The organism is Kitasatospora sp. NPDC023176 (assembly GCF_055560495.1).
Map to the genome: position 1 here is coordinate 547,655 of NZ_JBVHIP010000001.1, position 24,965 is coordinate 572,619.

The 24,965-nt window shown below is 74.2% G+C and carries 28 protein-coding genes; 11 read left to right on the forward strand and 17 right to left on the reverse strand.

Annotated features, from left to right (window positions below; all coding sequences use genetic code 11):
- Window positions 1–16 precede the first annotated feature (16 nt).
- Window positions 17–439, forward strand: a complete 423-nt coding sequence (locus ACZ3YL_RS02720) for a MarR family winged helix-turn-helix transcriptional regulator (RefSeq protein WP_188307094.1) — start codon at window positions 17–19, stop codon at window positions 437–439.
- A gap of 285 nt (window positions 440–724) precedes the next feature.
- Window positions 725–1,822, forward strand: coding sequence for a PP2C family protein-serine/threonine phosphatase (locus ACZ3YL_RS02725; protein ID WP_465655252.1), 1,098 nt, complete (start codon window positions 725–727; stop codon window positions 1,820–1,822).
- Window positions 1,823–1,941: 119 nt separating this feature from the next.
- Here the strand turns inward: ACZ3YL_RS02725 and ACZ3YL_RS02730 are convergent, their stop codons facing one another.
- Window positions 1,942–2,718: a GNAT family N-acetyltransferase gene (locus ACZ3YL_RS02730; RefSeq protein WP_188307093.1), complete on the reverse strand. Its 777-nt coding sequence runs from the start codon at window positions 2,716–2,718 to the stop codon at window positions 1,942–1,944.
- A gap of 4 nt (window positions 2,719–2,722) precedes the next feature.
- Entirely contained in the window at window positions 2,723–3,244 is a 522-nt protein-coding gene (locus tag ACZ3YL_RS02735) for a MerR family transcriptional regulator (protein ID WP_188307092.1), read from the reverse strand.
- Between the two features lie 120 nt (window positions 3,245–3,364).
- Between ACZ3YL_RS02735 and ACZ3YL_RS02740 the strand changes: the two genes are divergently transcribed.
- Complete coding sequence (locus ACZ3YL_RS02740; RefSeq protein ID WP_465654907.1) at window positions 3,365–4,207, forward strand: imine reductase family protein; 843 nt, start codon at window positions 3,365–3,367, stop codon at window positions 4,205–4,207.
- Window positions 4,208–4,364: 157 nt separating this feature from the next.
- Here the strand turns inward: ACZ3YL_RS02740 and ACZ3YL_RS02745 are convergent, their stop codons facing one another.
- Window positions 4,365–5,141, reverse strand: coding sequence for an SDR family NAD(P)-dependent oxidoreductase (locus ACZ3YL_RS02745; protein ID WP_465654909.1), 777 nt, complete (start codon window positions 5,139–5,141; stop codon window positions 4,365–4,367).
- A 233-nt stretch (window positions 5,142–5,374) separates the two neighbouring features.
- A complete protein-coding gene (locus tag ACZ3YL_RS02750) occupies window positions 5,375–6,304 on the reverse strand; it encodes an NADP-dependent oxidoreductase (RefSeq protein ID WP_188310179.1) in 930 nt (309 codons plus the stop codon).
- Between the two features lie 148 nt (window positions 6,305–6,452).
- On the opposite strand from ACZ3YL_RS02750, the gene ACZ3YL_RS02755 reads away from it, so the two are divergent.
- The 3 genes from ACZ3YL_RS02755 to ACZ3YL_RS02765 all read left to right on the forward strand — a co-directional run bounded on the left by ACZ3YL_RS02755 (window position 6,453) and on the right by ACZ3YL_RS02765 (window position 9,231).
- Entirely contained in the window at window positions 6,453–7,814 is a 1,362-nt protein-coding gene (locus ACZ3YL_RS02755; RefSeq protein ID WP_465654912.1) for a helix-turn-helix transcriptional regulator, read from the forward strand.
- A 103-nt stretch (window positions 7,815–7,917) separates the two neighbouring features.
- Window positions 7,918–8,757, forward strand: coding sequence for an SDR family NAD(P)-dependent oxidoreductase (locus ACZ3YL_RS02760; RefSeq protein WP_465654914.1), 840 nt, complete (start codon window positions 7,918–7,920; stop codon window positions 8,755–8,757).
- A gap of 15 nt (window positions 8,758–8,772) precedes the next feature.
- Complete coding sequence (locus ACZ3YL_RS02765; RefSeq protein WP_188310182.1) at window positions 8,773–9,231, forward strand: protein-tyrosine phosphatase family protein; 459 nt, start codon at window positions 8,773–8,775, stop codon at window positions 9,229–9,231.
- A 63-nt stretch (window positions 9,232–9,294) separates the two neighbouring features.
- Here the strand turns inward: ACZ3YL_RS02765 and ACZ3YL_RS02770 are convergent, their stop codons facing one another.
- Together ACZ3YL_RS02770 and ACZ3YL_RS02775 are read right to left on the reverse strand one after the other, a co-directional pair.
- The gene (locus ACZ3YL_RS02770; protein ID WP_465654916.1) at window positions 9,295–9,942 is read right to left on the reverse strand and encodes a restriction endonuclease; all 648 of its coding nucleotides are present in this window, start codon (window positions 9,940–9,942) and stop codon (window positions 9,295–9,297) included.
- Complete coding sequence (locus ACZ3YL_RS02775; RefSeq protein ID WP_465654918.1) at window positions 9,942–10,157, reverse strand: hypothetical protein; 216 nt, start codon at window positions 10,155–10,157, stop codon at window positions 9,942–9,944. Before ACZ3YL_RS02775 ends, ACZ3YL_RS02770 begins: the two co-directional genes overlap by 1 nt.
- A 493-nt stretch (window positions 10,158–10,650) precedes the next feature.
- Between ACZ3YL_RS02775 and ACZ3YL_RS02780 the strand changes: the two genes are divergently transcribed.
- A complete protein-coding gene (locus ACZ3YL_RS02780; protein ID WP_188310184.1) occupies window positions 10,651–11,130 on the forward strand; it encodes a MarR family winged helix-turn-helix transcriptional regulator in 480 nt (159 codons plus the stop codon).
- 27 nt (window positions 11,131–11,157) lie between these two features.
- Here ACZ3YL_RS02780 and ACZ3YL_RS02785 read toward each other — a convergent pair whose 3' ends face one another.
- The 9 genes from ACZ3YL_RS02785 to ACZ3YL_RS02825 form a co-directional block, all read right to left on the reverse strand.
- Entirely contained in the window at window positions 11,158–12,102 is a 945-nt protein-coding gene (locus ACZ3YL_RS02785) for an urease accessory protein UreD (protein ID WP_188310202.1), read from the reverse strand.
- A gap of 95 nt (window positions 12,103–12,197) precedes the next feature.
- Window positions 12,198–12,818: an urease accessory protein UreG gene (gene ureG, locus ACZ3YL_RS02790; protein WP_188310185.1), complete on the reverse strand. Its 621-nt coding sequence runs from the start codon at window positions 12,816–12,818 to the stop codon at window positions 12,198–12,200.
- 30 nt (window positions 12,819–12,848) lie between these two features.
- Window positions 12,849–13,550 carry an urease accessory protein UreF gene (locus ACZ3YL_RS02795; protein ID WP_188310186.1) on the reverse strand — a complete coding sequence of 234 codons (702 nt, stop codon included), beginning with the start codon at window positions 13,548–13,550 and terminating at the stop codon, window positions 12,849–12,851.
- Window positions 13,547–15,271: an urease subunit alpha gene (ureC, locus tag ACZ3YL_RS02800; protein WP_188310187.1), complete on the reverse strand. Its 1,725-nt coding sequence runs from the start codon at window positions 15,269–15,271 to the stop codon at window positions 13,547–13,549. The genes ACZ3YL_RS02795 and ureC overlap by 4 nt, the downstream gene beginning before the upstream one ends.
- A complete protein-coding gene (locus ACZ3YL_RS02805; protein ID WP_465654921.1) occupies window positions 15,271–15,711 on the reverse strand; it encodes an urease subunit beta in 441 nt (146 codons plus the stop codon). The genes ureC and ACZ3YL_RS02805 overlap by 1 nt, the downstream gene beginning before the upstream one ends.
- Before the next feature lie 23 nt (window positions 15,712–15,734).
- A complete protein-coding gene (locus tag ACZ3YL_RS02810; RefSeq protein WP_465654923.1) occupies window positions 15,735–16,634 on the reverse strand; it encodes a sirohydrochlorin chelatase in 900 nt (299 codons plus the stop codon).
- A 3-nt stretch (window positions 16,635–16,637) separates the two neighbouring features.
- The gene (locus ACZ3YL_RS02815; RefSeq protein WP_188310190.1) at window positions 16,638–16,943 is read right to left on the reverse strand and encodes an urease subunit gamma; all 306 of its coding nucleotides are present in this window, start codon (window positions 16,941–16,943) and stop codon (window positions 16,638–16,640) included.
- 162 nt (window positions 16,944–17,105) lie between these two features.
- Complete coding sequence (locus tag ACZ3YL_RS02820) at window positions 17,106–17,591, reverse strand: urea transporter (protein WP_465654926.1); 486 nt, start codon at window positions 17,589–17,591, stop codon at window positions 17,106–17,108.
- Window positions 17,592–18,161: 570 nt separating this feature from the next.
- The gene (locus ACZ3YL_RS02825; RefSeq protein WP_465654928.1) at window positions 18,162–18,911 is read right to left on the reverse strand and encodes an alpha/beta hydrolase; all 750 of its coding nucleotides are present in this window, start codon (window positions 18,909–18,911) and stop codon (window positions 18,162–18,164) included.
- Between the two features lie 406 nt (window positions 18,912–19,317).
- Between ACZ3YL_RS02825 and ACZ3YL_RS02830 the strand changes: the two genes are divergently transcribed.
- A complete protein-coding gene (locus tag ACZ3YL_RS02830; protein WP_465654930.1) occupies window positions 19,318–19,851 on the forward strand; it encodes a SigE family RNA polymerase sigma factor in 534 nt (177 codons plus the stop codon).
- Window positions 19,848–20,762, forward strand: coding sequence for a hypothetical protein (locus ACZ3YL_RS02835; protein WP_465654932.1), 915 nt, complete (start codon window positions 19,848–19,850; stop codon window positions 20,760–20,762). The genes ACZ3YL_RS02830 and ACZ3YL_RS02835 overlap by 4 nt, the downstream gene beginning before the upstream one ends.
- A gap of 335 nt (window positions 20,763–21,097) precedes the next feature.
- On the opposite strand, the gene ACZ3YL_RS02840 is transcribed toward ACZ3YL_RS02835, so the two are convergent.
- Window positions 21,098–21,919, reverse strand: a complete 822-nt coding sequence (locus tag ACZ3YL_RS02840) for a DUF4037 domain-containing protein (RefSeq protein WP_465654934.1) — start codon at window positions 21,917–21,919, stop codon at window positions 21,098–21,100.
- Window positions 21,920–22,077: 158 nt separating this feature from the next.
- A complete protein-coding gene (locus tag ACZ3YL_RS02845; RefSeq protein ID WP_188310195.1) occupies window positions 22,078–23,034 on the reverse strand; it encodes a LysR family transcriptional regulator in 957 nt (318 codons plus the stop codon).
- A 123-nt stretch (window positions 23,035–23,157) separates the two neighbouring features.
- Here ACZ3YL_RS02845 and ACZ3YL_RS02850 point away from each other — a divergent pair, with 123 nt between their 5' ends.
- Together ACZ3YL_RS02850 and ACZ3YL_RS02855 are read left to right on the forward strand one after the other, a co-directional pair.
- Entirely contained in the window at window positions 23,158–24,051 is an 894-nt protein-coding gene (locus tag ACZ3YL_RS02850; protein ID WP_465654936.1) for an NAD-dependent epimerase/dehydratase family protein, read from the forward strand.
- The gene (locus ACZ3YL_RS02855) at window positions 24,048–24,944 is read left to right on the forward strand and encodes an aldo/keto reductase (RefSeq protein ID WP_465654938.1); all 897 of its coding nucleotides are present in this window, start codon (window positions 24,048–24,050) and stop codon (window positions 24,942–24,944) included. The genes ACZ3YL_RS02850 and ACZ3YL_RS02855 overlap by 4 nt, the downstream gene beginning before the upstream one ends.
- Window positions 24,945–24,965: the final 21 nt, after the last annotated feature.

The window sequence follows — 24,965 nt, forward strand, 5'->3', positions numbered from 1 at the left end:
AGGAGGTAGCAACGCTGTGCCCGGCCGCCAGTCGTCCATCGACACCATCCAGCGCGAGCTGACCGCCTTCGCCCGCCGTGCCCGGCACAAGGCCTCCCAGCTGCACCCCGACCTCTCCCTGGTCACCTACAGCATCCTCGACCTGATCACCGAGCGCGGCGGCTGCCGGGCCGCCGACGTGGCCGCGCACTTCATGCTCGACAAGTCCACCGTCAGCCGCCAGGTCACCGCCCTGGAGAAGCTCGGCCTGCTGCGCCGCGAGGCCGACCCGGACGACCAGCGCGGCCAGATCCTGCGCGCCACCGAGGCCGGACTCACCCTGCTGCGGGACGCCAACGAGCAGCGCCGGACGGCTTTCACCACCCGCTTCACCGACTGGTCCGACGAGGACGTCGCCCGCTTCGCCGACTACCTGGCCCGGTACGGCGAGGAAGGCTGACCTCCGACGCGAGGCTTCCCTCCCGCCGGAACGGCTGATCACCGGCGCGGGGCTGATCACCGGCGCGTGGCTGCTGATCTCCGGCGCGGGGCCGACCTCGGCCCCGGAGGACCGGCCTCGGGCCGGAAGGGCCGGCCCGGCACACCGGGCTCCACAGCCCGGGACCGCCGTCCCGGGGTGCGCCCCACCACTCCCACGGTGTACAGAGGAGAGGTGCCCCTCCGGCAGCGTCCCGACCAGTCCCGTCCACGCGCCCGCCGCCACTCCTGGCGGCCCGACCGGCGCATGATGACGGCACTGCCGCTCGCACTGATCGTCGTGATCACCGTCGTCGACATCCTCTCGCCGCCGGAGATCCACCTCGGCCCGCTGCTGATCGTCGCCCCTGCCCTCACCGCCTCCTTGGCGGGCCCCCGGGCCACCGCCGCGGTCGCTCTGCTCGCCATCGCCGCGCTCACCGTCATCGGCGCCGTCCGGGACGGCCTGACAAGCGCCAACATCGAGACCCAGCTCAGCGCCCAGGTGATCGTCTCGGTGCTGATCGTCGGCCTGCGGGTGCTGCGCGCCCGGCACGAACGCGAACTGGCCAGGGTGCGCTCCGTCTCCGAGGCCGCCCAGCGGGTACTGCTGCGCCCGCTGCCGGAACGGATCGGGACGCTGCACCTGGCCTCCGTCTACCTGGCCGCCGAGGCCGAGGCGCAGGTCGGCGGCGACCTCTACGCGGCCGCCCGGACCACCGACGGCACCCGGCTGCTGGTCGGCGACGTCCGCGGCAAGGGGCTGGCCTCGCTCGGCGACGCGGCCCTGCTGCTCGGCGCCTTCCGGGCCGCCGCCCACCTGCACGCGGACCTGCCGGGCCTGGCCGAGTACCTGGACGGCAGCGTCTGCTGGGACCTCGCCCAGTTGGCCGAGGCCCGGCAGGCCGAACGGTCCCGGCACCCGCGGCCGCCCGAGGACGCACCGGACGAGGGCGGCGAGTCGTTCATCACCGCCGTCCTGCTCGACATCCCGGACGACGAGGCGCTCGTCCACCTGATCGACTGCGGCCACCCGCCCCCGCTGCTGCTGCGCCCGGAGGGCGTCACCACGCTCACCACCCGGCACCCGGCACCGCCGCTCGGCCTCGGCGAGCTCGCCCCGGTCTCCTACGAGGTGCAGACCTACCCGTTCCGTCCCGGCGACCGGCTGCTGATCTACACCGACGGCGTGATCGAGGCCCGGGACGCCCAGCGCCGCTTCTACCCACTCACCGAACGGGTCACCGCCTGGCAGGCCGAACGCCCGGGCGTCCTGCTGCACCACCTGCGCCGCGACCTACTCGCCCACGTCGGCCGCCGGTTGGACGACGACGCGGCGATGGTGGTGGTGGAGCGGCTCCGGTGAGGGCGGGATCGGCGGGTGCCGGGTTTCAGCTGACAGATAACAGATAACAGCTGACAGATGTCGACATCTGTCAGCCGTTGGTTGTCAGCTGCCTCCTGCCCTTCCCCCCCCCGGGGCCGCTACGGCTGGTACACGTACGGCGTGGTGGTGCTCAACCGGGCGAAGCCGAGCCGCTCCAGGATCGGGCGGCTCTGGTCGCTCGCGTCGACCTGGAGGTACTCGTAGCCCAGTTCGGCGGCCTGGCGGGCCCGGTGGGCGACCAGGGCCCGGTAGATGCCCCGGCCTCGCCAGCCCGGGACGGTGCCGCCGCCCCACAGGCCCGCGAACCCGGTGCCCGGGGTGAGTTCCATCCGGGCTGCGCTGACCGGCTGGTCGCCGACCATCGCGACGACCATGAGGAGCGTCTCCGAGTCGTGCCGCAGGTGGTCGAGCAGCCGCTCGCGCAGGGCGGGCGATTCGGTACCGAAGGACAGCTCGTGGGCGACGACCATGAGGTCGACCCCGGCCTCGTCGGTCACCGGCTCCAGCCGGACGCCCTCCGGCAGGGCCGCGTCGGTGGGCAGGTCGGCGATCCGGGCGATCATCAGCGCCTCGTCCGGTTCGGCGGTGAACCCGGCCGCGAGCAGCCGACGGCCGAGGTCGGCGGGCTGGTCGTGGGCGTAGGTCTTCCACTCGAACTCCAGGCCCAGCCCGGTGAAGTGGGCCACCTGCGCGGCGATCGCGGCGTCCGCCCCGGCCTCGTCCAGACCGGACCAGACGATGCCGTTCCAGGCGCGCTCCCCGCCGACCAGGCGCACCACGGCGCCGTCGCGCTCCACGCGGACGCCGGGGCCGTCCGGCTGCGCGTCGCGCCGGATCCGCTGGTCGAACAGGGCACGTACGTGATCACGATCCATCCGGTCACTCCAGCACGAGGCGTGGCCGTCCGCCACCCGTTTTCCCCGCGGCCTTCCGCCCCACGGCCTTCCGTTCTGGGGCCTTCCGTTCTGGGGCCTTCCGCCCCACGGACTTCCGCTCGGCGCCCTTCCGCTCGGCCGGCTCCGGCCGGGGGGTGCGGATCACCTCGCTGGGCGCCTCCGCGCCCATGACGGCGTCCAACAGGTCGCGCGCGGCCGCGAGTTCCTCCAGCTGCCGGGTGATCCGGGCCCGTTCCCGGGCCAGGCCGTCGAGCAGCTCCGGGCAGGTCGGGCCGGGACGGCGCTGCCCGGGCAGCGGCAGGCCCGGGAGGATCTCGGCGATCACGCTGCTGCTGAGGCCGGCCGCGAGCAGGGTGCGGATGCCGTGGACGGTGTCCACGTCCCGGTCGCCGTAATCCCGGTAGCCGCTGGGGCGGCGTTCGGGGGTGAGCAGCCCCTGCTCCTCGTAGTAGCGCAGGGCGCGCGGGGTGACCCCGGTCCGCCGGGCGAGTTCTCCGATCCGCATCGCGGCACCTCCCGTCGAGCTGCCTCCGGCTTGACCCTGCCGTCGGCGTGAAGGTCTAGCGTAACCGCCATGCCGAACGAACAATCTTCCTCAACCCCCTTTTCCGGCAACGCCGTTGCCGTGCTCGGACTCGGCCCGATGGGCCGGGCACTGGCCGGGGCGCTGCTGGCCGCCGGCCACCCCGTCACGGTCTGGAACCGCACCCCCGGCCGGGAGGGCGAGCTGCTCGCCCGGGGCGCGCGGGCGGCCGGGACCGTCGCCGCGGCCGTGGCCTCCGCCCCGCTCGCGCTGCTCTGCGTCCGCGACCAGCCGGCCGCCCGGGCGGTACTGGACACCGCCGGGGCGGCGCTGCGCGGCCGGACCGTCGTCAACGCCACCTCGATCGCCCCGGCGGACGCCCGCGCCAACGCCGCCGAGACCGCCACCCGGGGCCACCGCCACCTCGACGCGGCGATCCTCACCCCCACCCCGACCATCGGCACCCCGGCGGGCACCGTCCTGCTGAGCGGTGACCCCGAGGCCTTCGCCGCGCACGAGCCGGCCCTCCGGGCGCTGGGCACCGTCCGGCACGTCGGCACCGACCCCGGACGGGCGGCCGCCTTCGACGCGGCCCTGCTGGACCTGTTCTGGACCACCGTGCACGGCCTGGCCCACGCCCTGGCCCTGGCCCGCGCCGAGGGCATCGGCGGCGGCGAACTCGCCCCGTACGCCCAGGCCCTGCCCCCACTGCTGGGCCCGCTGATCGAGGACTTCGCCCGGCGCGCGGACGAGCGCCACCACCCGGGCGACCGCAGCAGCGTGGCCTCCGCGGCGGCCGGGCTCGCCCACGTCGCCCACACCGCCCGCGCCCGCGGCCTGGACACCTCCGTCCTGGACGCCGCGCTCGCGGTGACCGGGCGGGCCGTCGACGCCGGGCACGGGTCGGACGGGGTGTCGGCGCTGGTCGAGCTGTTCGCCCGCTAGCGCCGCTCCCGGCGCAGGACGAACCCGCGCTGGGACACTGCTCCGATGCTGCTGACCTGGATCGCCGAACTGGCCGACGACCCGCTGGCCCTGGAGCCGGACGACCGTCCGGTGGAAGTGGGAGACCAACACCTGGTGGCCGAGCGCCCGTACGCCCCTACTGCGCCAGGTAGCCGCCGTCGACCGGCAGGACCGCCCCGGTGATGAAGGAGGCCTCGTCGGAGGCGAGGAAGAGGACGGCGGCGGCGACCTCGGCGGGGTACCCGAGGCGGCCCATCGGGTGCAGCTTCTCGATCGCCGCGAGGTACTCGGGCCCGCCGGGCTCGTCCCGCAGCCGGGCGACCCGCTCGGTGCCGATGGTTCCGGGGGCGACGGCGTTGACCCGGATGCCGCGGTCAGCCCATTCGACGGCGAGGTGCTTGGTCAGCCCGGAGGCGACGAACTTGGCGGGCCCGTAGACCGCCTGGCCGCGCTGGCCGGCCTCGCCGGAGATGGAGGACAGGCAGACGATGGAGCCGCCGGGCCGCTCCTGGGCGAGCATCGCCTCGATCGCGTACTTGCAGGTCAGGAACATGCCGCGGCCGTCGACGGCCATCACCTGGTCCCAGTCCTCGGCGGTCGCCTCGGTGATGTCCATCAGCGGGATCACCCCGGCGTTGGCCACCAGCACGTCGAGCCGCCCGTGCCGCTCGACGGCCGCCCCGACCATCCGGCGGGCGTCCTCGTCGCGGGCCACGTCACCGACCACCGTGCTGACGGCCCCCGGGAACCGCCCGGCCAGCCGGGCCAGCCCCTCGGCGTCCACGTCGGTGGCGATCACCGACGCACCCTCGCCGACGAACCGTTCCGCGACGGCCCGGCCGATGCCGCCGGCCGCGCCCGTCACCACGCAGGAACGGCCGGCCAACCGCCCCGCCGCGTTCAGAGTCACCATGGCGGGACTCTACCGAGCGCGGCGGCGCGGGGCCGGGCTTCCGCGAGATGACCGGTCCCGCGCCGCCGGGCTCGGTAGCTCAGCCTGGTCAGACAGTTCCGGCCGCTCAGCCGGCCCGGCCCAGCCCGGACCACCTGGACCACTCAGACCGCCCGGACCGCCCGGACCGTGAGGACCGCTCAGACCGTGAGGACCGCTCAGACCGTGAGGACCGCTCAGATCGTGAGGACCGCTCAGACCGTGAGGACGATCTTCCCGCGCACGTGCCCCTCCTCGCTGATCCGCTGCGCCCGCGCCGCCTCCGCGAGCGGGAGCACCTGGTGCACCGGCAGCCGCAGGGTGCCCGCCTCGTGCAGGGCGAGGGCGGCCGCGAAGGCGCGCCGGTGGTACGACTCGCCGTTCTCGGCGCCGCCGGAGAAGCGGACGCCGTGCTGCTGCGAGCCCGCGATGTCGGCGATCGTCAGCACCCGCTCCGCGCTGCCCGTCAGCTCGATGGACAGCGGCAGCACCCCGCCCTTGCCGGCCGCGTCCAGCACCCGGTCCACCCCGCCCGGCGCGGCGGCCCGCACCCGCTCGGCCAGGCCCTCGCCGTACGTCACCGGAATGGCGCCGAGTTCGCGCAGGTAGTCGTGGTTGGTCTCGCTCGCGGTGCCGACGACGGTGATCCCGCGGGCCCGGGCGATCTGCAGCAGCAGGGTGCCGACCCCGCCGGCCGCGCCGTGCACCAGCAGCGTCTCGCCGGAGCGGACGCCGAGGACGGCCAGGGCCCGCTCGGAGGTCTCGGCGGCGACCGGGATCGCCGCGGCCTCCTCCCAGCTCAGCGTGGCCGGCTTGAGCACCAGCTCGTCGGCGGCCAGCAGCGCGTGCTCGGCGTAGCCGCCGCCCATCAGGGCGCCGAACACCTCGTCGCCGGGCGCGAAGCCGGTCACCTCCGCGCCGACCGCCTCCACCACCCCGGACAGCTCGTAGCCGGGCACGGCGGGGAAGGTGACCGGGAAGAACCCGTCCAGCTCGCCGCTGCGCAGCTTGTGGTCCAGCGGGTTGACGCCCACCGCGCGGACCGCGACCCGCACCTGGCCGGGCCCGGGGGCGGGCAGCTCGATCTCGATCGGGCGCAGCACGTCCGCGCCGCCGTACTGGGGGAAGGCGATCGCCTTGCTCATGGAAGATCCTCGGTTCGTCCGGGAGTTGTTCGTTCCGACGGATCCATCCTGCGGCGCCCGCACCGCCCCTCGGCCCGGCCGTTCGGACAGTTCGAGCTGGCCGAAGGGAGGGGCGGTCGGCAGCCGCTCCGAAGCTAGGGTGAGAGGCATGGACGTGAACGGCATCGAGAGCACGGACGGCACGGACGACGCCTGGCAGCAGCACTGGGGCCGCCCCGAGGACGCGCTGGCGCGGGCCGTCGAGGTGCTGCGCGCGCCCCGGCCCGAGCTGGTGCCGCGGCTGTCCGAGGTGCTCGGCACACTCGTCCCGCACACCGCGATCGCCCACCTCAGCGGCGTCTGCACCTACGCCCCCGCCCACACCCACGGCCCGCGCGAAGTCACCGAGGGCGTCACCGGCCTGGAGCTGTCCCGGCTGGCCGACCGCGCCGCCGGGACGACCTCGACCGGCCGCCCCTGGCAGGGCGAGGCCGAACTCGCGGGCCGCACCAGGCCGGTGGTGGCGGTCGCCGCGCCGGGTGACGACAAGGGGGTGCTGCTGGTGCTCGTCCGGGCCGACGCCCGGCCGGTGGCCCCCGGCGCGCTCGCCGTCCTCCAGCAGCTGTGCGAGCTGGTGATCGCCCACTCCGCGCACCGCGCCACCGACGCCGCCCCCACCAACGCGATGATCTCCCGTACCGCCGCCGACACCCGCGCCCGGGCCATCGCCGAGTTCACCGGCACCCACAGCGCGGCCCTGACCGCCGTCCTGGCGCCGCTGCGCTCCGCCGACCTGGACGACACCGCCGCCCGCCGGGCCGCCACCGAGCTGGCCGTCACCGCCCTGCTGGACCTGCGCCGCGCCGCCGACCTCGACCGGGCGCTCAGCGAGGAGCCCGCCGACGCCGCCTTCGCCCGGCTGGCCCGCGAGCTGCGCCCGCTGCTGCGGCACACCCGGGTGCGGCTCGACCTCGCCCCGCCGTCCGACGCCACCCGGTCCGTCCCGGCGGACACCGCGCACACCGCTCGGGACGCCGTCCGGGTCGCCGTGATGCTGATGCTGGAACAGGAGAAGCCGACCAAGCTGCACCTGGGCTGGCAGTTCACGGCGGACGGCGCGCTGCGCGCGGTGGTGCGCGACGACGGCCTCGGCCTGCTCGCCGCCGACGCCCTCGCCGTCCACCGCACCGCCGACCGGATCGCCGCCCTCGGCGGGCACTACGGCGTCGAGTCGGTCCCCGGCTGGGGGACCACGGTGACGGTCGACCTGCCGCTCGGACTACCGGCGGCGGCCGCCGCCACCGACCCGCTCGACGGGCTCCAGCCGCGCGAACTGGAGGTGCTCGACCAGCTGGCCCAGGGCCGGCGCAACCGGGACATCGCCGAGGCGCTGCACATCAGCGAGTCCACGGTGAAGTTCCATGTCGCCAACATCCTGGCCAAGTTGGGCGTCAGCTCGCGCGGCGAGGCGGCCGCGCTGGCCCACCGGGCCGGAATGCCCGGCACCGCCCGGCTGCACGTGGCATCCTGATCCGGCTCCGCCACCCCGACCGACGACAACCGCCCCGACCGACGACAACCGCCCCGGGCGGTGTCGGCCGCCACCGCCGCCCCGTCCGATGACAGGAACCCCGATGACCCCGCCCACCCCGCCGCGGACCGTCCTCATCACCGGCTCCACCGACGGCCTCGGCCGCGCCCTCGCCCACCGCCTCGCCGCCGAGGGCGACACCGTCCTGCTGCACGGGCGCGACCAGGGCCGACTGGACCGCACCGCCGAGGAGATCGCCGCGGCCCACGGCGTCGACCGCCCGGCCACCCTGCTGGCCGACCTCGCCGAGCTGGACCAGGTCCGCGCCCTCGCCGCCGAGGTCCGCGCCACCACCGACCGGCTCGACGTCCTGGTCAACAACGCGGGCGTCGGCGGCGGCGAACCCGACGGCCGCACCCGTCGTACCAGCGCCGACGGCCACGAACTGCGGTTCGCCGTCAACCACTTGGCCGGCTTCCTGCTCAGCCTCGAACTACTGCCGCTGCTCCGCGCCAGCGCCCCCGCCCGGATCGTCAACGTCGCTTCCGCCGGGCAGGAGGAGGTCGACTTCGACGACCTGATGCTGGAGCACGACTACAGCGGGATGAGCGCGTACTGCCGCAGCAAGCTCGCCCAGGTCGCCTGCGGCTTCGAACTCGCCGCCCGGGTGCCCGCCGCCGAGTTGACCGTCAACAGCCTCCACCCGTCGACGTACATGCCCACCAAGATGGTCCTGCGGGAGATCGGCTACAGCATCGACACCCTGGAGGACGGCGTCACCGCCACCCACCGGCTGGTCACCGACCCCGGCCTCGTGGGCACCACCGGCCGCTACTACGACCGGCTGCGCGAGGCCCGCGCCAACCGCCAGGCCTACGACCTGCGGGCCCGCGCGGAGTTGTGGGAGCACAGCCTGAAGCTCGTCGGCCACGCCGGCGTCTGAGAGCGGCGAGACGACATGACCGACCCTTCAGCGCGGACCGGTTGGGACCCAGCGGCCCCCGGCGTGCTGCGCCTGCCCTCCGGGCGGCTGCTGCGCGGCCGGGGCGTCCGCAACCCGTTGCCGCCCGGCCCCCGGCCCGACGTCGGCTTCTACCTGCTGGACCGCGAACCGACGCCGCTCCCCTGGGAGAGCCGCTGGGTGCGCTGGCCCGACTTCCGGCTGCCCGCGGACCGCGCGGACGCGGCCGAGGCCTTCCGCGAGGCGTGGGAGCGCTGCGGGGGCGAGCGGGTCGAACTCGCCTGCGCGGGCGGCCGGGGGCGCACCGGCACGGCGCTCGCCTGCATCGCGGTGCTGGACGGCGTCCCGGCAAAGGAGGCGGTCGGGTACGTGCGGGAGCACTACAGCCGGCACGCGGTGGAGACGCCCTGGCAGCGGAAGTTCGTGGAACGCTGGGGCAGCTCCCGCCAGATCTGACGAATCGTGCCACCCCTTCGAATCCGACCTGCCGCGCGCCATCCACTCTGAGCCGACGGACCGTCAGGCGGCTTTGCCGGGACGCCTCCTCCTGAGGCCCAGCACCTCCTCCAGCGGGACCCCGGCCGCCGCCCACACCTCCAGCCGCGCCCGGTCCAGCCAGTGGACGGCGTGCCGGTCGCCCCAGGCCATGGCGCCCCGGGTGAGCCCGCCGTTGGTCACCACCACCGCCACGTCCGCGCCGTGGGCGGGGCCCGCGGTGCCCTTCACCTCGTACATCACTTTCACACCGACCTTCGCCGCGACCCTGGTGTGCTTCGCCTGGACGACGATGCGGCCGAGGTCCGGGTGGTGGCCGATCACGTCGGCCGCCTGGTCGAACTGCCCGCCGACCCGCTCGGCGCTCCAGCCGTCGCGGACCAGCAGGTCGCGCAGCGCGTACTCGAAGCTCCGGTCGTCCATGACGTCCACGGTGGCGAGCGGTATCCGCAGGGCGGCGAGGCGCCGGGTGCGGGCGCGGCCGAGGACGGGCGCGCGGGCGGCGGAGGCGAGGGCGAGCGCCGAGACCACCGCGAGGAACACCCAGGACCGCAGCAGGGCCTGGGTCACCCCGACGACCAGCACGGCGACGGCCAACCCCACCACACCCGCCGCGAGTTGCTCCCGCGCGCCGCGCGGGCGGCGGATCAGCCGGGCCCCCGGACGGGCCATCAGGGGGCGCCGATCGCGGTCGGGGCCGGGGTGTGCTGCGGAGCGGGCTGCGGCGGGGTGTCGGCGAAGCCGACGAAGTGGCCCCAGAGCCAGACGGCGGCCAGCGCACCCGCGATCAGCCAGCCGCCGCCCTTGACGGCGGCGCCACCAGGGGCGGACCTGCGGCGGTAGTGTCCGCGCACCCAGATCCGGTCGTCTCCGCTCCGGTTCCCCACTGTGCCTCCCGAGTCGGGCCCGGGCGCCCGGTGCGCCACTGCCCGCCCCACGGGTGTAGCAGCGGGGGTGGCCGCCCGCGGGCGGATCATCGGCACACGGACGACCGGCCCGTACGGAACCGGCCACCCACCGCCCACCGCCGGGCCCGCCCCGGACCTCCCGGCATGGGCCCTGAGCTGCACTGATGCCGGGGCCGCCGGCCTGGCGCGAACCCGCCCGGCTCACCGGGCGCACTGCCCGGCGCCCGTACGCCGTTCACTCCGCCGTTCACTCCGCCGCTTGTCACGCCGTTCGCTTCGCTGCCGCTCCGCCACTCTCTCCGCGGCACCCCCTCGCAGCGGATCGGGCGTCCACTGGCCGCGGCGATGGCAGCGGCGACGGCGGTGGCGCCGGTGACGGGCGGCTCGCCAGTTAACTGCGCCATGCAGGCAACATCCGGACAGATCCCTGCGCGGCACAACTTTCCATCGGGCCGCCGGTTACCCTGACCCCATGACGCCCTCCCGCGACGAACTGATGGCCCGGCTCTGGCCGGTCTCACGCCGCTACCTGGCCTCCTACGTGCTGTTCAACCAGGCCGTCGCCGACCACCTCGGCATGCACCCGACCGACGTCCAGTGCCTCAACCTGCTCACCCTCGAGGACGGCCCGGTCACCACCGGCCGGATCGCCGAGCTGACCGGGCTCACCAGCGGCTCGGCGACCCGGCTGGTCGACCGGCTGGAGAAGGCGGGCCTGGTCACCCGGCGGCGGGACGAGGCGGACCGCCGCCGGGTCCTGGTCGCCGTCCTCCCCGACGCACTGCGGCGCTTCGGGGAGGTGTGGCGGGACCTCGGCGGCGACTGGGCGGCCGCCTTCGCCGAGGACAGCGAGGCCGAACTCGCCTTCCTGCTAAGGCACATGGACCGCACGGTCGAGCTCAGCCACCGGCAGATCGCCCGCCTGGCGCACAAGGATCCCGAGAGCCCCTGACCCCGCGGCCGCTGGCCCCGGAGGCCCTCAGGTCTTCCGCAGGTCCGGCGCCGGGACCCCGATCAGCAGCCGCCGCACCGCGTCCCAGGCCGCCCGCAGCGCGGCCGCGCAGGCCCGGGTGTCGGAGTCGAGCAGCCGCAGCCAGGCCCCGCTGTCCTGCGGCAGCACGCTGACCCCGTACAGCAGTCCGCGCTCCGCCAGCGCCTCGTGCAGCACGTCGGCGATCCGCGCGGCCGGGGCGAGCGGGCTGAGCACGTACAGGCTGGACATCACATCGTGCCCGCCGAGCACGGCCGGGCCGGCCACTCCGCCGCCGGCGGGCTCCAGCCGTACGGTGTCCAGGGCCACCAACTCACCTCCCGGGCGCCGCACTTCGAGGTCGGAGGCGAACACCTGGTAGGCGTTGCGCTCGCCCCGGGCGAGGCGGCCGGCCAGCACGGTCTCACCGGCCAGCACCGTCGCCCCGGCGTCGACGGTCAGCACCGTGCGCTGGTAGAGGCGCGAGTCGACGAAGGGGATCACCGGCTCGGGCAGGTACTCCACGTACGCGCCCGGCCCGGCCTCCAGGTTGACCAGCTGCGTCGCGTAGTCGTACTCCATCCGGTAGACCTTGGTGGCCGCCTGGGTGGTCAGGTGGACCGCCGCGTCGGCCCCGCAGCGGATGTCGGTGCGCAGCCGGTCGGCCTGCAGGATGCCGCCGCCGGTGGACATCAGGAGGGTGACGGCGAGGTCGGGGCGGGCCGGGTCGAAGTACAGCGGGCGCATGATCTGCAACGGCGACTTCTGGTAGTGGCCGGTGAGTTCGGTGCGCCCGCCGATCCTCTCGAAGGCCAGTTCCAGCAGCCCGACCTTGCCGGGGCGCCCGACCGCGAGGGTGTCGGGCGTCCCGGCGTGCCGGCGGACCTCGTACGGGACGCGGGCGGGCTCGTAGTGCCGGGGGTCGAGCCGGGGCGGGGCCGCGGGAGCGGCCACCCGGCCAGCCACCGGATCGGCCACCGAACCGGCCGCCGCACCGGCCCCGGGACCATCCACCGGACCGGCCCCCGAACCGGCCGCCACGGGAGCCGTCACGCCGGGACCTTCCGGAAGGTCTCCAGGAAGGTCGCGATCTCCTCCAGCCCCTCCCCCGTCAGGCAGTTGGTGAGCACCACCGGCCCGCCCTCACGCACCCGCCGGGCGTCGGACTCCATGATGCCGAGGTCGGCGCGGACGTACTGGGCGATGTCGATCTTGTTGATGACCAGCAGCTCCGACTCGGTGATGCCCGGGCCTCGCTTGCGGGGCATCTTCTCGCCCTCGGCGGTGTCCAGCACGAAGAGGAAGAGGTCGACCAGCACCGGGCTGAAGGTCAGCGTCAGGTTGTCGCCGCCGGACTCGTACAGCAGGGTGTCGACGTCGGGGAAGCGCTCCAGCATCTCGGCCCCGGCGGCGAGGTTCATGGTCGGGTCGTCCCGGACGGCGGTGTGCGGGCAGGCGCCGGTCTCCACGCCGACCACCCGCTCGGGGTCCAGCACCCCGGCCAGGGTGCGGCGGACGTGCTGGGCATCCTCCTGGGTGTAGATGTCGTTGGTGATGACCGCCGGGCGGTGGCCGCGCGCGATCAGCACCGGCACCAGCGCCTCGATCAGCGCCGTCTTGCCGGAGCCGACCGGGCCACCGATGCCCACCCGGAGCACGTTCTCGGTCATGCGATCTCCCTGATGAGTGAGTGAGTGAGTTCAGCTCGCGAACAGCCGGGCCTCGGCCCGTTCGTGCCGACCGGACATCGCGTCCGCGACCGGTACGCAGCCGCCGAGGTCCGCCAACTCCCGTACCAGCGCGGCCGCCACCACCTCCCGGATGACCGGGGCGGCGGCCCGCAGCACCACCTGCGCCTTGCGGTGGTCGGTCAGCCGCAGGCGCAGCGCGGCGCCGACGAAGCTGGTGCAGAAGGCGAACAGGTCGCCGGCGACGGCCTGTTCGACCGGTACGGCGGCCGAGGCGTAGGCGACCCCGGCGGCCACCGCCTGGCAACCGGGGGCGCGCTTGTCGGCGACCAGGCCGGCGTACCTGTCCAGCGGCTCGCCACCCACCGACTCCCGGGCGATGTCCAGGAGTTGGCGCCCGGTGCGGGTGGCGGCGAGCCGCAGCTCACGGTTGAGCTTGGTGGCGTGCAGCCGCTGGTCGGTCTCGGCCAGCAGCTCCCAGTCCCCGGCCGAGGCGGCCCGGTGGGCCAGTGCCAGGGCGGTGGCGTCGGCCGGCCCGACGCTGTGCCGCAGCAGGTCGGCGAGCAGCGCGGGCATGGTGTCGGCGGTGACGGCCTTCGCCTGGGCGTAGCCCTCCAGCCCGTGCGAGAGGGTGTAGAAGCCGCTGGGGAAGGCGGAGTCGGTCAGCTGGAGGCTGACCAGCAGGGCGTCCAACCCCGGATCCGGGGTGCTCAAGCGAGGTAGAACAGGTGGTTGAGCGGCAGTTCGCGGGCCGGCTCGATGGTGGCGGGCTCGCCGTCCAGGGTGACCTTGTACGTCTCCGGATCGACCGCGATCTTCGGCAAGGCGTCGTTGCGCACCATGTGCTGCTTGCCGACCGAGCGGCAGTGCCGCACCGGCAACACCCGGCTGTCCAGCCCGAGTCGGGCGGGCACCCCGAGGTCGACGGCGGCCTGGGACATGAACGTGATCCGGGTGGCCTGCTTGGCCCGCCCGAACGCGCCGAACATCGGCCGGTAGTAGACCGGCTGCGGGGTGGGCAGCGAGGCGTTGGGGTCGCCCATCAGCGCCCAGTTGATGATGCCGCCCTTGATGACCAACTTGGGCTTGGCACCGAAGGAGTTGATCGGCCACAGCACGATGTCGGCCAGCTTGCCGGGCTCCAGCGAGCCGATGTGCTCGGCGGTGCCGGAGGCGATCGCCGGGTTGATGGTGAGCTTGGCGAGGTAGCGCAGCACCCGGAAGTTGTCGTTGCGCTCGCTGTCGCCGGCCAGCTTGCCGCGCTGGGCCTTGCAGTGGTGGGCGGTCTGGAAGGCGCGGGTGAAGGTCTCCCCGATCCGGCCCATGGCCTGCGAGTCGGAGGAGAAGATCGAGATGACGCCCTCGTCGTGCAGCACGGTCTCGGCGGCGATGGTCTCGGCGCGCACCCGGGAGTCGGCGAAGGAGACGTCCTCGGGGATGTCGTGGCTGAGGTGGTGGCAGACCATCACCATGTCCAGCAGTTCGTCGACCGAGTTGACGGTGTAGGGCAGGGTCGGATTGGTCGAGGACGGCAGCACGTTGGGCTCGCCGGCGATCCGCATGATGTCGGGGGCGTGGCCGCCGCCCGCGCCCTCGGTGTGGAAGGTGTGGATGGTGCGGCCGTCGATCGCGGACAGGGTGTCCTCGAAGAAGCCGCCCTCGTTGAGGGTGTCGGTGTGGATGGCCACCTGCACGTCGTACTCGTCGGCGACGCGCAGCGCGCTGTCGATCGCGGCCGGGGTGCTGCCCCAGTCCTCGTGCACCTTGAGCCCGCACACCCCGGCCTCGACCTGCTCGCGCAGCGCGCCCGGCAGCGAGCCGTTGCCCTTGCCGAGCAGCCCGACGTTGACCGGGAGGTCCTCGACCGCCTGGTACATCCGGCCGATGTTCCACGGGCCGGGCGTACACGTGGTGCCGTTGGTGCCGTCGGACGGGCCGGTGCCGCCGCCGATCAGGGTGGTGATGCCGTTGCTCAGCGCCTCCTGCGCCTGCTGCGGGGCGATGAAGTGGATGTGGGTGTCGACGCCGCCGGCGGTGGCGATCAGGTGCTCGCCGGAGATCACGTCGGTCCCGGGGCCGATCACCAGCTTGGGGTGCACCCCGCTCTGGGTGTGCGGGTTGCCGGCCTTGCCCACGGCGGTGATGAAGCCGTCCTTGACGCCGATGTCGCCCTTGACCACGCCGAGTACCGGGTCCATGACGACCACGTTGGTGATGACCAGGTCGAGCGCGCCCTGCACGGAGGTGGCGGCCGGGTCCTGGGCCATGCCGTCGCGGATGCCCTTGCCGCCGCCGTAGACGGCCTCGTCACCGTAGTGGCCCTGGTTGAAGTCCTGCTCGACCTCGACCACGAGGTTGGTGTCGGCGAGGTGGAACCGGTCGCCGACGGTGGGGCCGAACAGGTCCGTGTACTGCTTGCGGGACAGGATGGCCATCAGTGGTCGCCCTCCTCGTGGGTGTGCGTGTGGGAGTCCCCGCCGTACAGGTGGTCCTTGTGGTCGAGGTTGGTGCCCTTGAAGCCGAGGGCGATGGCCCGGTCGATGGCACGGGCCCGGGTGTCGCGGGCGGTGACGCCGCCGTCCACGAGGTTGCTGAAGCCGACCAGCCGGCGGTGCCCGGCGAACTCGGCGAGCGTGACGTCCTTGGTGTCGCCGGGCTCGAAGCGCACGGCGGTGCCGGCCGGGATGTCGAGGTGCTTGCCGAAGGCCGCGTTGCGGTCGAAGTCGAGGGCGCGGTTGGCCTCGAAGAAGTGGTAGTGCGAACCGACCTGGATCGCGCGGTCGCCCGTGTTGCTGACCGTGATGGTGGCCTTGGCTCGGCCGGCGTTGATCTCCACCGGGTCGTCGCCGTACAGGTATGCGGCGCTGCCGGACATGGCGGGCCTTCCTCTCTGACGGTTCAGTGGGGGGTGTGTGCGTGGGGGGTGTGTGCGGGTGCGTGGGCGGTGGGTGCGTGGGGGTGGTCGTGCCGGTGGGCGTGGCCGTGGTGCGCCTCACCCTGTCCGTGACCGTGGTGCGCCGAGCCCGGTCCGTGGCCGTGGTGCGCCGATCCCGGTCCGTGGCTGTGGGCGTAGCCGTGCCCGTGCTCGGCATCGAGGCCGGCCAGGATGCCGTCCTCGCCGTGGCCGAGCAGGTGCAGGGCCGCCGCCGTGCGGGCCGCGACCACCCCGGCGATCGCGGACGGGCGCAGCAGCGGTCCGCCGTCCCGTACGCCCTCGCCGGCCGAGCCGGGGGGCAGTGCGGGGCCGAAGGAGGCGGGGACGGCCGTGACCTGGGCCGCGCCGAGCAGACGGCAGCGTCCCACACCCTCGGCCGGGTCGGGGTCGCCGCCCGCGAAGGCCACCTCGACCCAGCGGTGCCGCCCGTACTGGCGGACCAGCCGGGCGATGCGGAACAGTTCGGCGTCCTCGAAGGGGCCGGCCGCCGGGGCGGTGACGAGTACGGCGTCCTCGCCGCCGGCCGAGGCCGCGGCGGCGCGGAGCCAGCCGATCAGGTGTTCGGCGGCGCCGAAGGGTGCGGTGAGGGCGAGCCGTCCGCAGCCCTGGTCGGCGGCGAGCCAGCGCAGGGCGCGGGCGGTGTCGGCGATCAGTCTCGGGTCGCGGCCGAGGGTCATCGGGACGACGCACACCGGTGCGCCGTCGGCCGCCAGGGCGGAACGGACGGCTTCGGCGAGTGCTCGACCGGGGGCCGCCACGGCGTGTACGGCGGGTTCGTGCGCGGCCACGGCGGCGAGGTGGCGCCCATCGTCGCTCTCGTGCCCGCCGGCCAGCACGACCGTGACTGGCTGACGTGCGGTCATCGGTCAGGCGCCGACGGGGTCGTGGCAGGAGACCAGCTTGGTGCCGTCCAGGAACGCGGCCTCGACCTGGAGCAGCGGCAGCATCTCGCGGACGCCCGGCATGACCTCGGCGTTGCTGACGACCTGCTTGCCGATCTCCATGCACTCGGCGACGGTGCGGCCGTCCCGGGCGCCCTCCATGATGGCCTCGCTGATCAGTGCGCAGGCCTCGCTGTAGTTGAGCTTGACGCCGCGGTCGCGGCGTTTGCGGGCCAGATCGGCCACGACGTAGATGTAGAGCTTGTCCATCTCACGCGGGGAGAGGTTCATGGGAACCACTTCTCCTTTCCGAGAATCCGACGAAATGCAAGTCAGAAGAAATGCAAGGGAGTTGGCCGACGGAATACCAGATTAGGGCGCCTGCTGGATCCGACGCCCACGATCCCGGCGCCGCGCGGGGTCCGGCGACCGCGGTCTCCGATGCCCGCCGGATCAGACCCGGCGCAGCCGGGGAATCGCCGGCACCGCCGCCAGGACCCGCCTGGCCGCGAACAGCCCGGCCAGGAACAACAGGCCGACGTACCACTGGGGCATGAAGGAGATCTGGCCGATGTCGGCGAAGAACCCGTGCCAGAGCCGTTCCCCGCTCAGCCCGCTACCCCCGGTGGCCGGTACCGGCGGCGCTGCCGGTCCGACACCCTGCGGCCACAGCCGCCGGAACCCGGGCGCGGCGACCGTGACGGCGGTCGCCACCAGGCACCCGCTGTACCCGGTCAGCCCGGCCTCGACGGTCTCCCGCCGCAGCCCGAGGCCGTAGCCGACGGCCGTGGAGACGGCGCTGCCCAGCAGGCCGTAGCGGCCGTACTGCCACCCGGCGGCGAACAGTGCGGCGACGAAGAAGAGTCCGCACACGGCGGACGGCAGGAAATCCACCTGGGCGACACCGCGCAGGACTTCGACGACCAACGTGACGACCAACGTGACGTGTGACGGACGGACAGCCGGCGGAGCCTCTTCCGTGACCCCTTCCCCACCCTTTCGTTGACCCATACGGCGCACCAATTCCCCGGTACGGCCGAGGGGCTCGGGAGATTACTCGGGAGCCCGTTCGGCGATTCGTTGGGAACCGTACTCCTGTGGATTGCGGAACGGGGCGGACACGGTGCGTCACGCCAAATCGACGCCGAGTCACCATCAGGCCACTGAGCTGCAACATTCTGTTGAAATAGGCGCCCGGGCGGGTCGCTGGAGAGAGCAATTCTTTGCGAAGTTTTACTCGCCCTCGACAAGCGCCGGAATATGACCATGTCGAGTAATCCTCGACAAATTCTATTCATCCCGGCAATACGGACACGCAAAGCTGGGGGAAAGCTGCGGGAAAGCTGTGAAGGACGGGGTCGGTGTGGCGGAAGTGTGAGCGGATCGGGGGCGGGGACGCACGGATCCGGCGACGGGCACCGCGCCCCCGGCGCCAGCCCCTGCCGTTCGCCCCGTCAATCGGCCACCCTCAGCCGGCCACCGTCAGTCGGCCACCGTAAGCGGCCGCCCTCAGTCCGCCACGGGTGCCGCGCAGCCGAGGTGCCGGCGCAGGAAACCCTCCGAGGCCGCCACCTCGAACTCGGGCACCGCCAGGTGACCCCCGGGGTTGGCGTGCAGCGACCGCTCCCCCGAACCCAGCGCGCCGTACAGCGCCAACGCGCCCTCGCGCGGTTGGAGTTCGTCGTCCCACTGCAGCACGAACTCCACCGGAACCGTCACCCGCCGGGCCGGCTCTACCAGCGCGGCGTGGCCCGCCAGCCCGAACACCGCCGCCACGATGCGCGGCTCGACCGCCGCGAGCGGAATGCCGATCACCGTCCCGAGCGACAACCCCCAGTAGCCGACCGGCCCGAGGCCCTCCCCGCCCGCACCCTCCAGCGCGTCCAGCACCGCCCGCCACTCCGGCACGGCCCGCTCCGCGAGCGCCGCCGTGTGCCGGGCCACCCAGGCGCTGATCGGCCGCCCGGCCGCCAGCAACTGCCCGGTCTCGGTGGCGAACCGCTCGTCCTGCGCGGTTCGCGCCCGCTCGCCGTGCCCGGGCGCGTCGATCGCCACCGCCGCCCACCCGAACCGCGCCGCGCACCGCCGGGCCCGCTCCCGCGGCCCCAGCTTGTCCTGCCCGCCGCCGTGCCCCAACAGCACCAACGGCCTGCCGCCGAGGCCCGATCCGTCCGGCTGCCAGAGCATGCCGGGAACGCCGTCGAGGACGAAGCGTCGTTCCACGACGCCGTCCGAGCTGGTCTCCGAGGTGAAGTGCACCCACCCATGATGGCGCCCGACACACGTTCGAGTCCGGTCTTTCCACCCCGTGGCCGATAGTCACCGGAGCCGGTCCGTTCGAGCCTGGGCCGACCGGGTTCCACCGTCCGGCCCGATACGAACTCACCCCCGGCGAGAGCCACTTCGCCGGCCTCGGCGTGGAACTCCCGGACGGCGTCCCGGGGCGCCCCGGCACCGTCCACGAGGGCGGCGTGGACCCTCAGGCGACGGCGGGTCCGGTGCCCGAGTCGTCATCGGAGAGGATCATTCGGCGGATGCCAGCCATCGGCGCTGGTCGGGCACCAGGCGTTTCGGGGTGGGGGCCCGTCGGTGCGGTCCGGATCTCTCCGGTGGGGAGTAAGCGCTTCCGGCCCCGGGTGGGCTCTAGGGGGGTGAGGAGGTGCTCATGGGAGAACCGAAGAGCGGGCGGGACGAGGAGTTCCAGTCGTTCATCGTGGCGGCCTGGCCGCGGCTGGTACGGACGGCGTTCCTACTGGCCGGGGAGCAGTACGCGGCGGAGGACTTGGTGCAGTCCGCGGCGGAGAAGGCGTGCGCGGCGTGGTCGAAGGTGTGTCGGGCGGACGATCCGTACGCCTACGTGCGGCGGATCCTGGTGAACCAGCACGCCCGCCGCTGGCGCCGCCGGCCGCCGGAGCTGCTGGTCGACGCGGTGCCGGACGCGGCGGGGACGGAGGACGGCTTCGCCCGCTCCGACCAGCGCGGGGCGCTGCTGGCGGCGCTCGCCACGTTGCCTCCGCGCCAGCGCGAGGCGGTGGTGCTGCGCCACTGGGAGGACCTCAGCGACAGCCAGACGGCGGTGGCGATGGGCTGCTCCGTGGGCGCGGTGCGCAGTCACGCGGCGAAGGGCATCGGGCGGTTGCGGCAGGTGTCGGCGCTGGTGGAACTGAAGGACAGGACTGAGATCGGAGGGGCGGTATGACCATGGGGAACGCGGGAACCGGCGAGGAAACCGATCTGTGGGTCGGGCTGGGACTGGCCGAGGCGGCGTCGACGGCTCGGATCGGGCCGGTGCCGGTGGTGGACATCATGGCCGGCGGCCGGCGGATCCGGCGCCGGCGGCGGACGGTGGTGGGCGCGTTGGCACTGGCCTCCGCGGTGGTGCTGGCAGGCGGGGCGATCTCCGAGCTGCGCCCGGTGCCGACGGCCTCCCAGCCGCTGGTCGCGGCGGGTACCGGCCACGGCGCGGGCACCGGTGGCCCGCCGACGGCCACCCCGGGCGCGACGACGACCCCGGCGCCGCGGGATCCGTTCACCCCGGTACGGGTGGTGGTCGGGCAGGGCACCACGCCCGACGGCAAGCAGTGGAAGCTGTGGCGGGCCGTGTGGCCGACGGCACCGAAGGACCGCGCGTACGAGCAGGCGCTGGCGATGTGGCAGGAGCGGAGCCCGTACGACTCGGCGCTCACCAAGCCGACGAAGGAGTTCGTGGACCAGTACTACGACGCCGACTCCGACATCGCCAACACCTACTTCACGGTGGACGGCGTTCGCCTGAGCCACGACTCCGAGGGCACCACGCCGGCGCCGGGCAAGCTCGACCCCCGCGAGGGGGCGTACATCTCGGGCGGTCTGCTGGGCGCCCGGGGCAAGGACGACACCGTGGCGCCGGGGGAGATCATCGGGCTGAGCCTGGGCCCGGACATCGCCCGGGTGAAGGTGACCTGGACGGACGGCACCACGACCGAGCCGCAGATCGTCACCGTGGCCGACTCACCGCTGCGCTCCGTCGTGCTGGCCCGTCCGGAGGGCAAGACGGCGAAGCTCTGGGAGTACTTCGACAAGGCCGGCACCAAGCTCCCGGACTCCGGGGAGCAGTTCCTGACGCGCTGAGCCCGTCCGACCTCCCCTGTGGTCTGACGCACCGCCACCCGGCCCCGCTGTTCCGTGAACGGGCACCTGCTGCCGGGCGCCTGGTCGCCCCTGGCCGTCGTGCCGGTCTGCACGTCGTTCCCGGCCCGGCCGGTGACACCGCCGCCCCTTCACGTTCGGCCTGGCCTGGTTGACCCACCTCGTCCTGCGCCGCGCGGTGGGCGGTTCGACGGCAAGGGCGGAAGTGGGAGTGGGAGTGGGAGTGGGAAGTCGGCTCTAGCGACTTCCCACTCCCACTCTCGTTCAGCCCGGCAGCAGTTGTGAGTTGGCGGGGAGCGCGGGCGATCACCGGCTCGTCATCCGCGCAGGACCGCCCTCACCTCCCCGACCAGGGCCCGCGCCCGCTCCACCGTCGCGGTCAGCGCCTCGGGCGTCTCCCCGGCGGCTCCCAGCAACGCATGCACTCTCACCCCGAAGTCGTGCGGCACTCCCGGGAGTTGAGCGGCGACGGCGAGCGCGCCCTTCTCGTTGAGGCACCAGCGCCGGTCGCGTGCGTACAGCGCCTGCACCAGTACGCCCACCGCCCGGGAGAGGCAGAGCGAGACGTACAGGACGTCGCCGCGCGCCGCGCCCTTCGACGCGACGCCGACCAGGAACTCGGCCTCCCACGCCCCGGCCGTCAGGGCCTCACGCAGCGGCTCGGGGTAGTCGGCGGTCTCGGCCCGGAGTGCGGCCAACTCTCCGGCCGGGTCGGCGAGCACGCGTCCGAGCGCGACCTCGCCGGGGTAGCACGGCGACCAGAACCCCAGCGGGTGCCCGGCCTGCACCCCGACCTCGTAGCGGCCCGCGCGGCAGTCCGCCCACACCCGATCGACCCGGTCGAGGTCCCGCAGGATCCAGTCCACGGCGACGCCGTCGACGGCCAGCCACGCCCCGCCGTTCACCCAGGGCCCCCAGCCGCCGGGCCCGGCCACCTCCACCCCCGGGCCGGCCAACTCCCGCAGTGCGGCGAGGTCGAGTGCGCCGCGGTAGTAGACACCGAGGTCCCAGTCCGACTCCGGCCGGTGCTCACCGCGCGCCCGGCTCCCGCCGAGCATCACCCCCACCACGCCCGGCACGTCGGCCAGTCGGGCCGCCATGTTCTCGATGTGTTCGGTGATCGAGTGCATGACGGGCATTCTGGCGGGCGAGTGGGAGGCGGGGCCAGCGGATTCTGCCGGGGGGTGGGGCTCGGTGGCCGGGTCTCGGCGGCCGGGGCTCGTTGGCCGGGGCTGGGGCTGGGCGGCCGGGGTCCGATCGGCCGGCGGCTCCCCGGCCGTCAGAAGGGCCGCGCTGCTCACCCCCGTGCGGTACCGGCCGGCGCCTCCCGCTCCCCTTCCGCCTCCCCTGTTCCCACCAGCCGGGCGGCCAGGTCCTCCGCCAGGCGCGCGGCCCGTCCGCGCCGGCGGCGGGCGAGGGCCAGGCCGAGGTGGCGGCGCGGGCCGGGTTCGGCCAGCGGGAGGGCGACCAGCTGCGGGTGCCGGGCGAGGCCGATCTCGGGGATCAGGGCGATGCCGATCCCCGCGTGGACCAGGGACTGGGCGAACTCGTAGTCCGTCGCGGTGCACGAGATCCGCAGTTCGACGCCGGCCAGGGCGGCGTACCGGGCGAGCTGGCCGGCGGACTTGCGGCAGCCCAGGATCCAGCGCTGGTCCGCGAGTTCGGCCAGGTGGAGCGCCTCGGGCCGGTCCCGGTAGCGGGCCGCTGCCGGGTGGTGGACGGGCAGCACGACGCGCAGCGGATCCTCGCCGAGCGCGGTCCAGTCCAGGCCCGAGCGGTCGCCGGGCCGGACGGGCGGCGGACCTTCGAGGTGGTAGGCGAGCGCGAGGTCGGCCCGCCCTTCGCGGACGGCGGGCAGGCTCTCCTCCGGTTCCGCCTCCAGGATGGTCAGTTCCACCTCCGGGTGGTCGGCGGTGAAGCCGGCCAGGGCCGCGGGCAGCAGCCGTCGCCCGCCGCTGGCGAAGGTGGCGACGGTCAGGGCGGTCCGTTCGGCGGTCAGCCGGGCGATGCGCTGCTGGGTGTCGGTGAGTTCGGCGGCGATCGCGTCGGCGGCCTCGACCAGCAGCCGGCCCGCGTCGGTGAGCGTGACGCCCCGGGTGGAGCGCTCCACCACGGGTGCGCCGAGGCCGCGTTCGAGTGCGGCGACCTGCTGGGAGACGGCCGAAGGGGTGCAGCGCAGCGTCCGGGCCGCCTGGTTGAAGCTGCCTCGGCGGGCGACTTCCCGCAGCACCGCGAGGCGCTGGACGTCGATCAACAGTTCTCCTAACGACTGGTCCTCGATCTCGACACTACCGCTGTTGTCCAGGGCTCGGCAGACTGATCACCGGAACCGCACGACAGGGGCGGGACCGGGCACAGCGGGGAAGGGATCGACGGCATGGACGTGTGCGTGATCGGCGGGAACCGCCACTTCGGGAGGCGACTGGTCGCGGAACTCCGGGACGCGGGCGCGGCGGTGACCGTGCTCAACCGCGGTTCGGCCCCCGCCCCGCCCGGAGTGACCCACCTGCGCGCCGACCGCGACGACGAGGCCGCGCTGCGCACCGCGCTCGCCGGCCGGCGCTTCGACGCCGTCGTGGACCAGGTCTGCTACACGCCCGTCCAGGCGGCCGCCGCCGCCCGGGTGTTCGCCGACCTCACCCCGCGCTACCTGCTCACCTCCACCGTCGAGGTCTACGCCCACCTCGGCCGGCCCGGCGGGCCGCCGCTCGCGGAGGCGGCACTGGACCTTTCCGCCGAGGCCGTCGACCTGCGACTCCCCTGGACCGACCGGGGGTTCCGGGACGACCACTACGCCGAGGGCAAGCGTCAGGCGGAGGCGCTGCTCTCCCGGCAGGCGTCCTTCGACGTCGTCACCGTCCGCACGGCCCACGTCCTCGGCGGCGCCGACTTCACCGGGCGGCTGGCCCACTACGTGGAGCGGATCGGCGCCGGCCTGCCGGTGGCCGTCCACCCGGCGCCGCAGCCCGCGTCCTTCGTCCACGCGCCGGAGATCGCCCGCTTCCTGGCCTGGGCCGCACTGGCGGACTTCACCGGGCCGGTCAACGCGGCCTCCGAAGGCGGCGTTGACGTACGGCAGTTGTGCGAGGTCGTCGGCCAGGTGGTCGGCACCGAGGCCGAGTTGACGGTCGGCGGTGCGGGCGAGCCGCTCTCGCCGTTCTCCTTCGACCGCTGCTACGCGATGGACACCGGCCGGTCGGCCCACCAGGGCTTCCGTTTCTCCCCCGTCAGCGACTGGCTGCCGCAGGCCGTCAAGGAGGCACGCGCATGACCGCCGTTCAGGCAACTCCCGCCACTCGCACGATCGGTGACGTGACCGTCGGCGCCGTCGGCCTCGGCGCGATGCCGCTGTCCGTCGAGGGCCGGCCCGACGAGCAGCAGGCGATCGCCACGATCCACGCCGCACTCGACGCGGGGGTGACGCTGATCGACACCGCCGACTCCTACCACTGGCACGCCGACGAAGTCGGCCACAACGAGCGGCTGATCGCCCGCGCGCTGGCCGCTTACGGCAGCGGGGCGGATGGCGTCCTGGTGGCGAGCAAGGGCGGCCGGGGCCGCCCCGGGGACGGCAGCTGGACGGTCGACGGCGATCCGCGCCACCTGCGCCGGGCCGCCCAGGCCTCGGCCGCGCGGCTCGGCGTCGAGGCCATCGGCCTCTACCAACTGCACAAGCCCGACCCGGCCGTGCCCTTCACCGACTCGGTCGGCGCGCTGCGCGAGCTGGCCGACGCGGGCACCATCCGGCTGGTCGGCCTCTCCAACGTGGACTGCGCGCAGATCCGCACCGCCCAAGAGATCCTCGGCCCGCGCCTGGTCTCCGTGCAGAACCGTTTCTCCCCGGCGCACCAGGCCACCCGCGACACCCTCGACCTGTGCACCGAACTCGGCCTCACCTTCCTCCCCTGGAGCCCCCTCGGCGGCATCTCCCGCAGCGCCGTCGACGACCCGGCAACCGGCACCCCGGGCTCGGACACCCCCTTCCACACCCTCGCCCGCGCCCGGGGCGTCAGCCCCCAACAGGTCTGCCTCGCCTGGCACCTGGCCCAGACCCCCGCCGCCCTGCCCATCCCGGGCGCCCGCCGCCCGGCTTCCATCCGCGACTCCGCGGCTGCGGCGGGGCTGGCGCTGTCGGCGGCGGAGCTGGCGACACTGCGGCAGTAGTCCGGCGGGCACTGCGGCGGC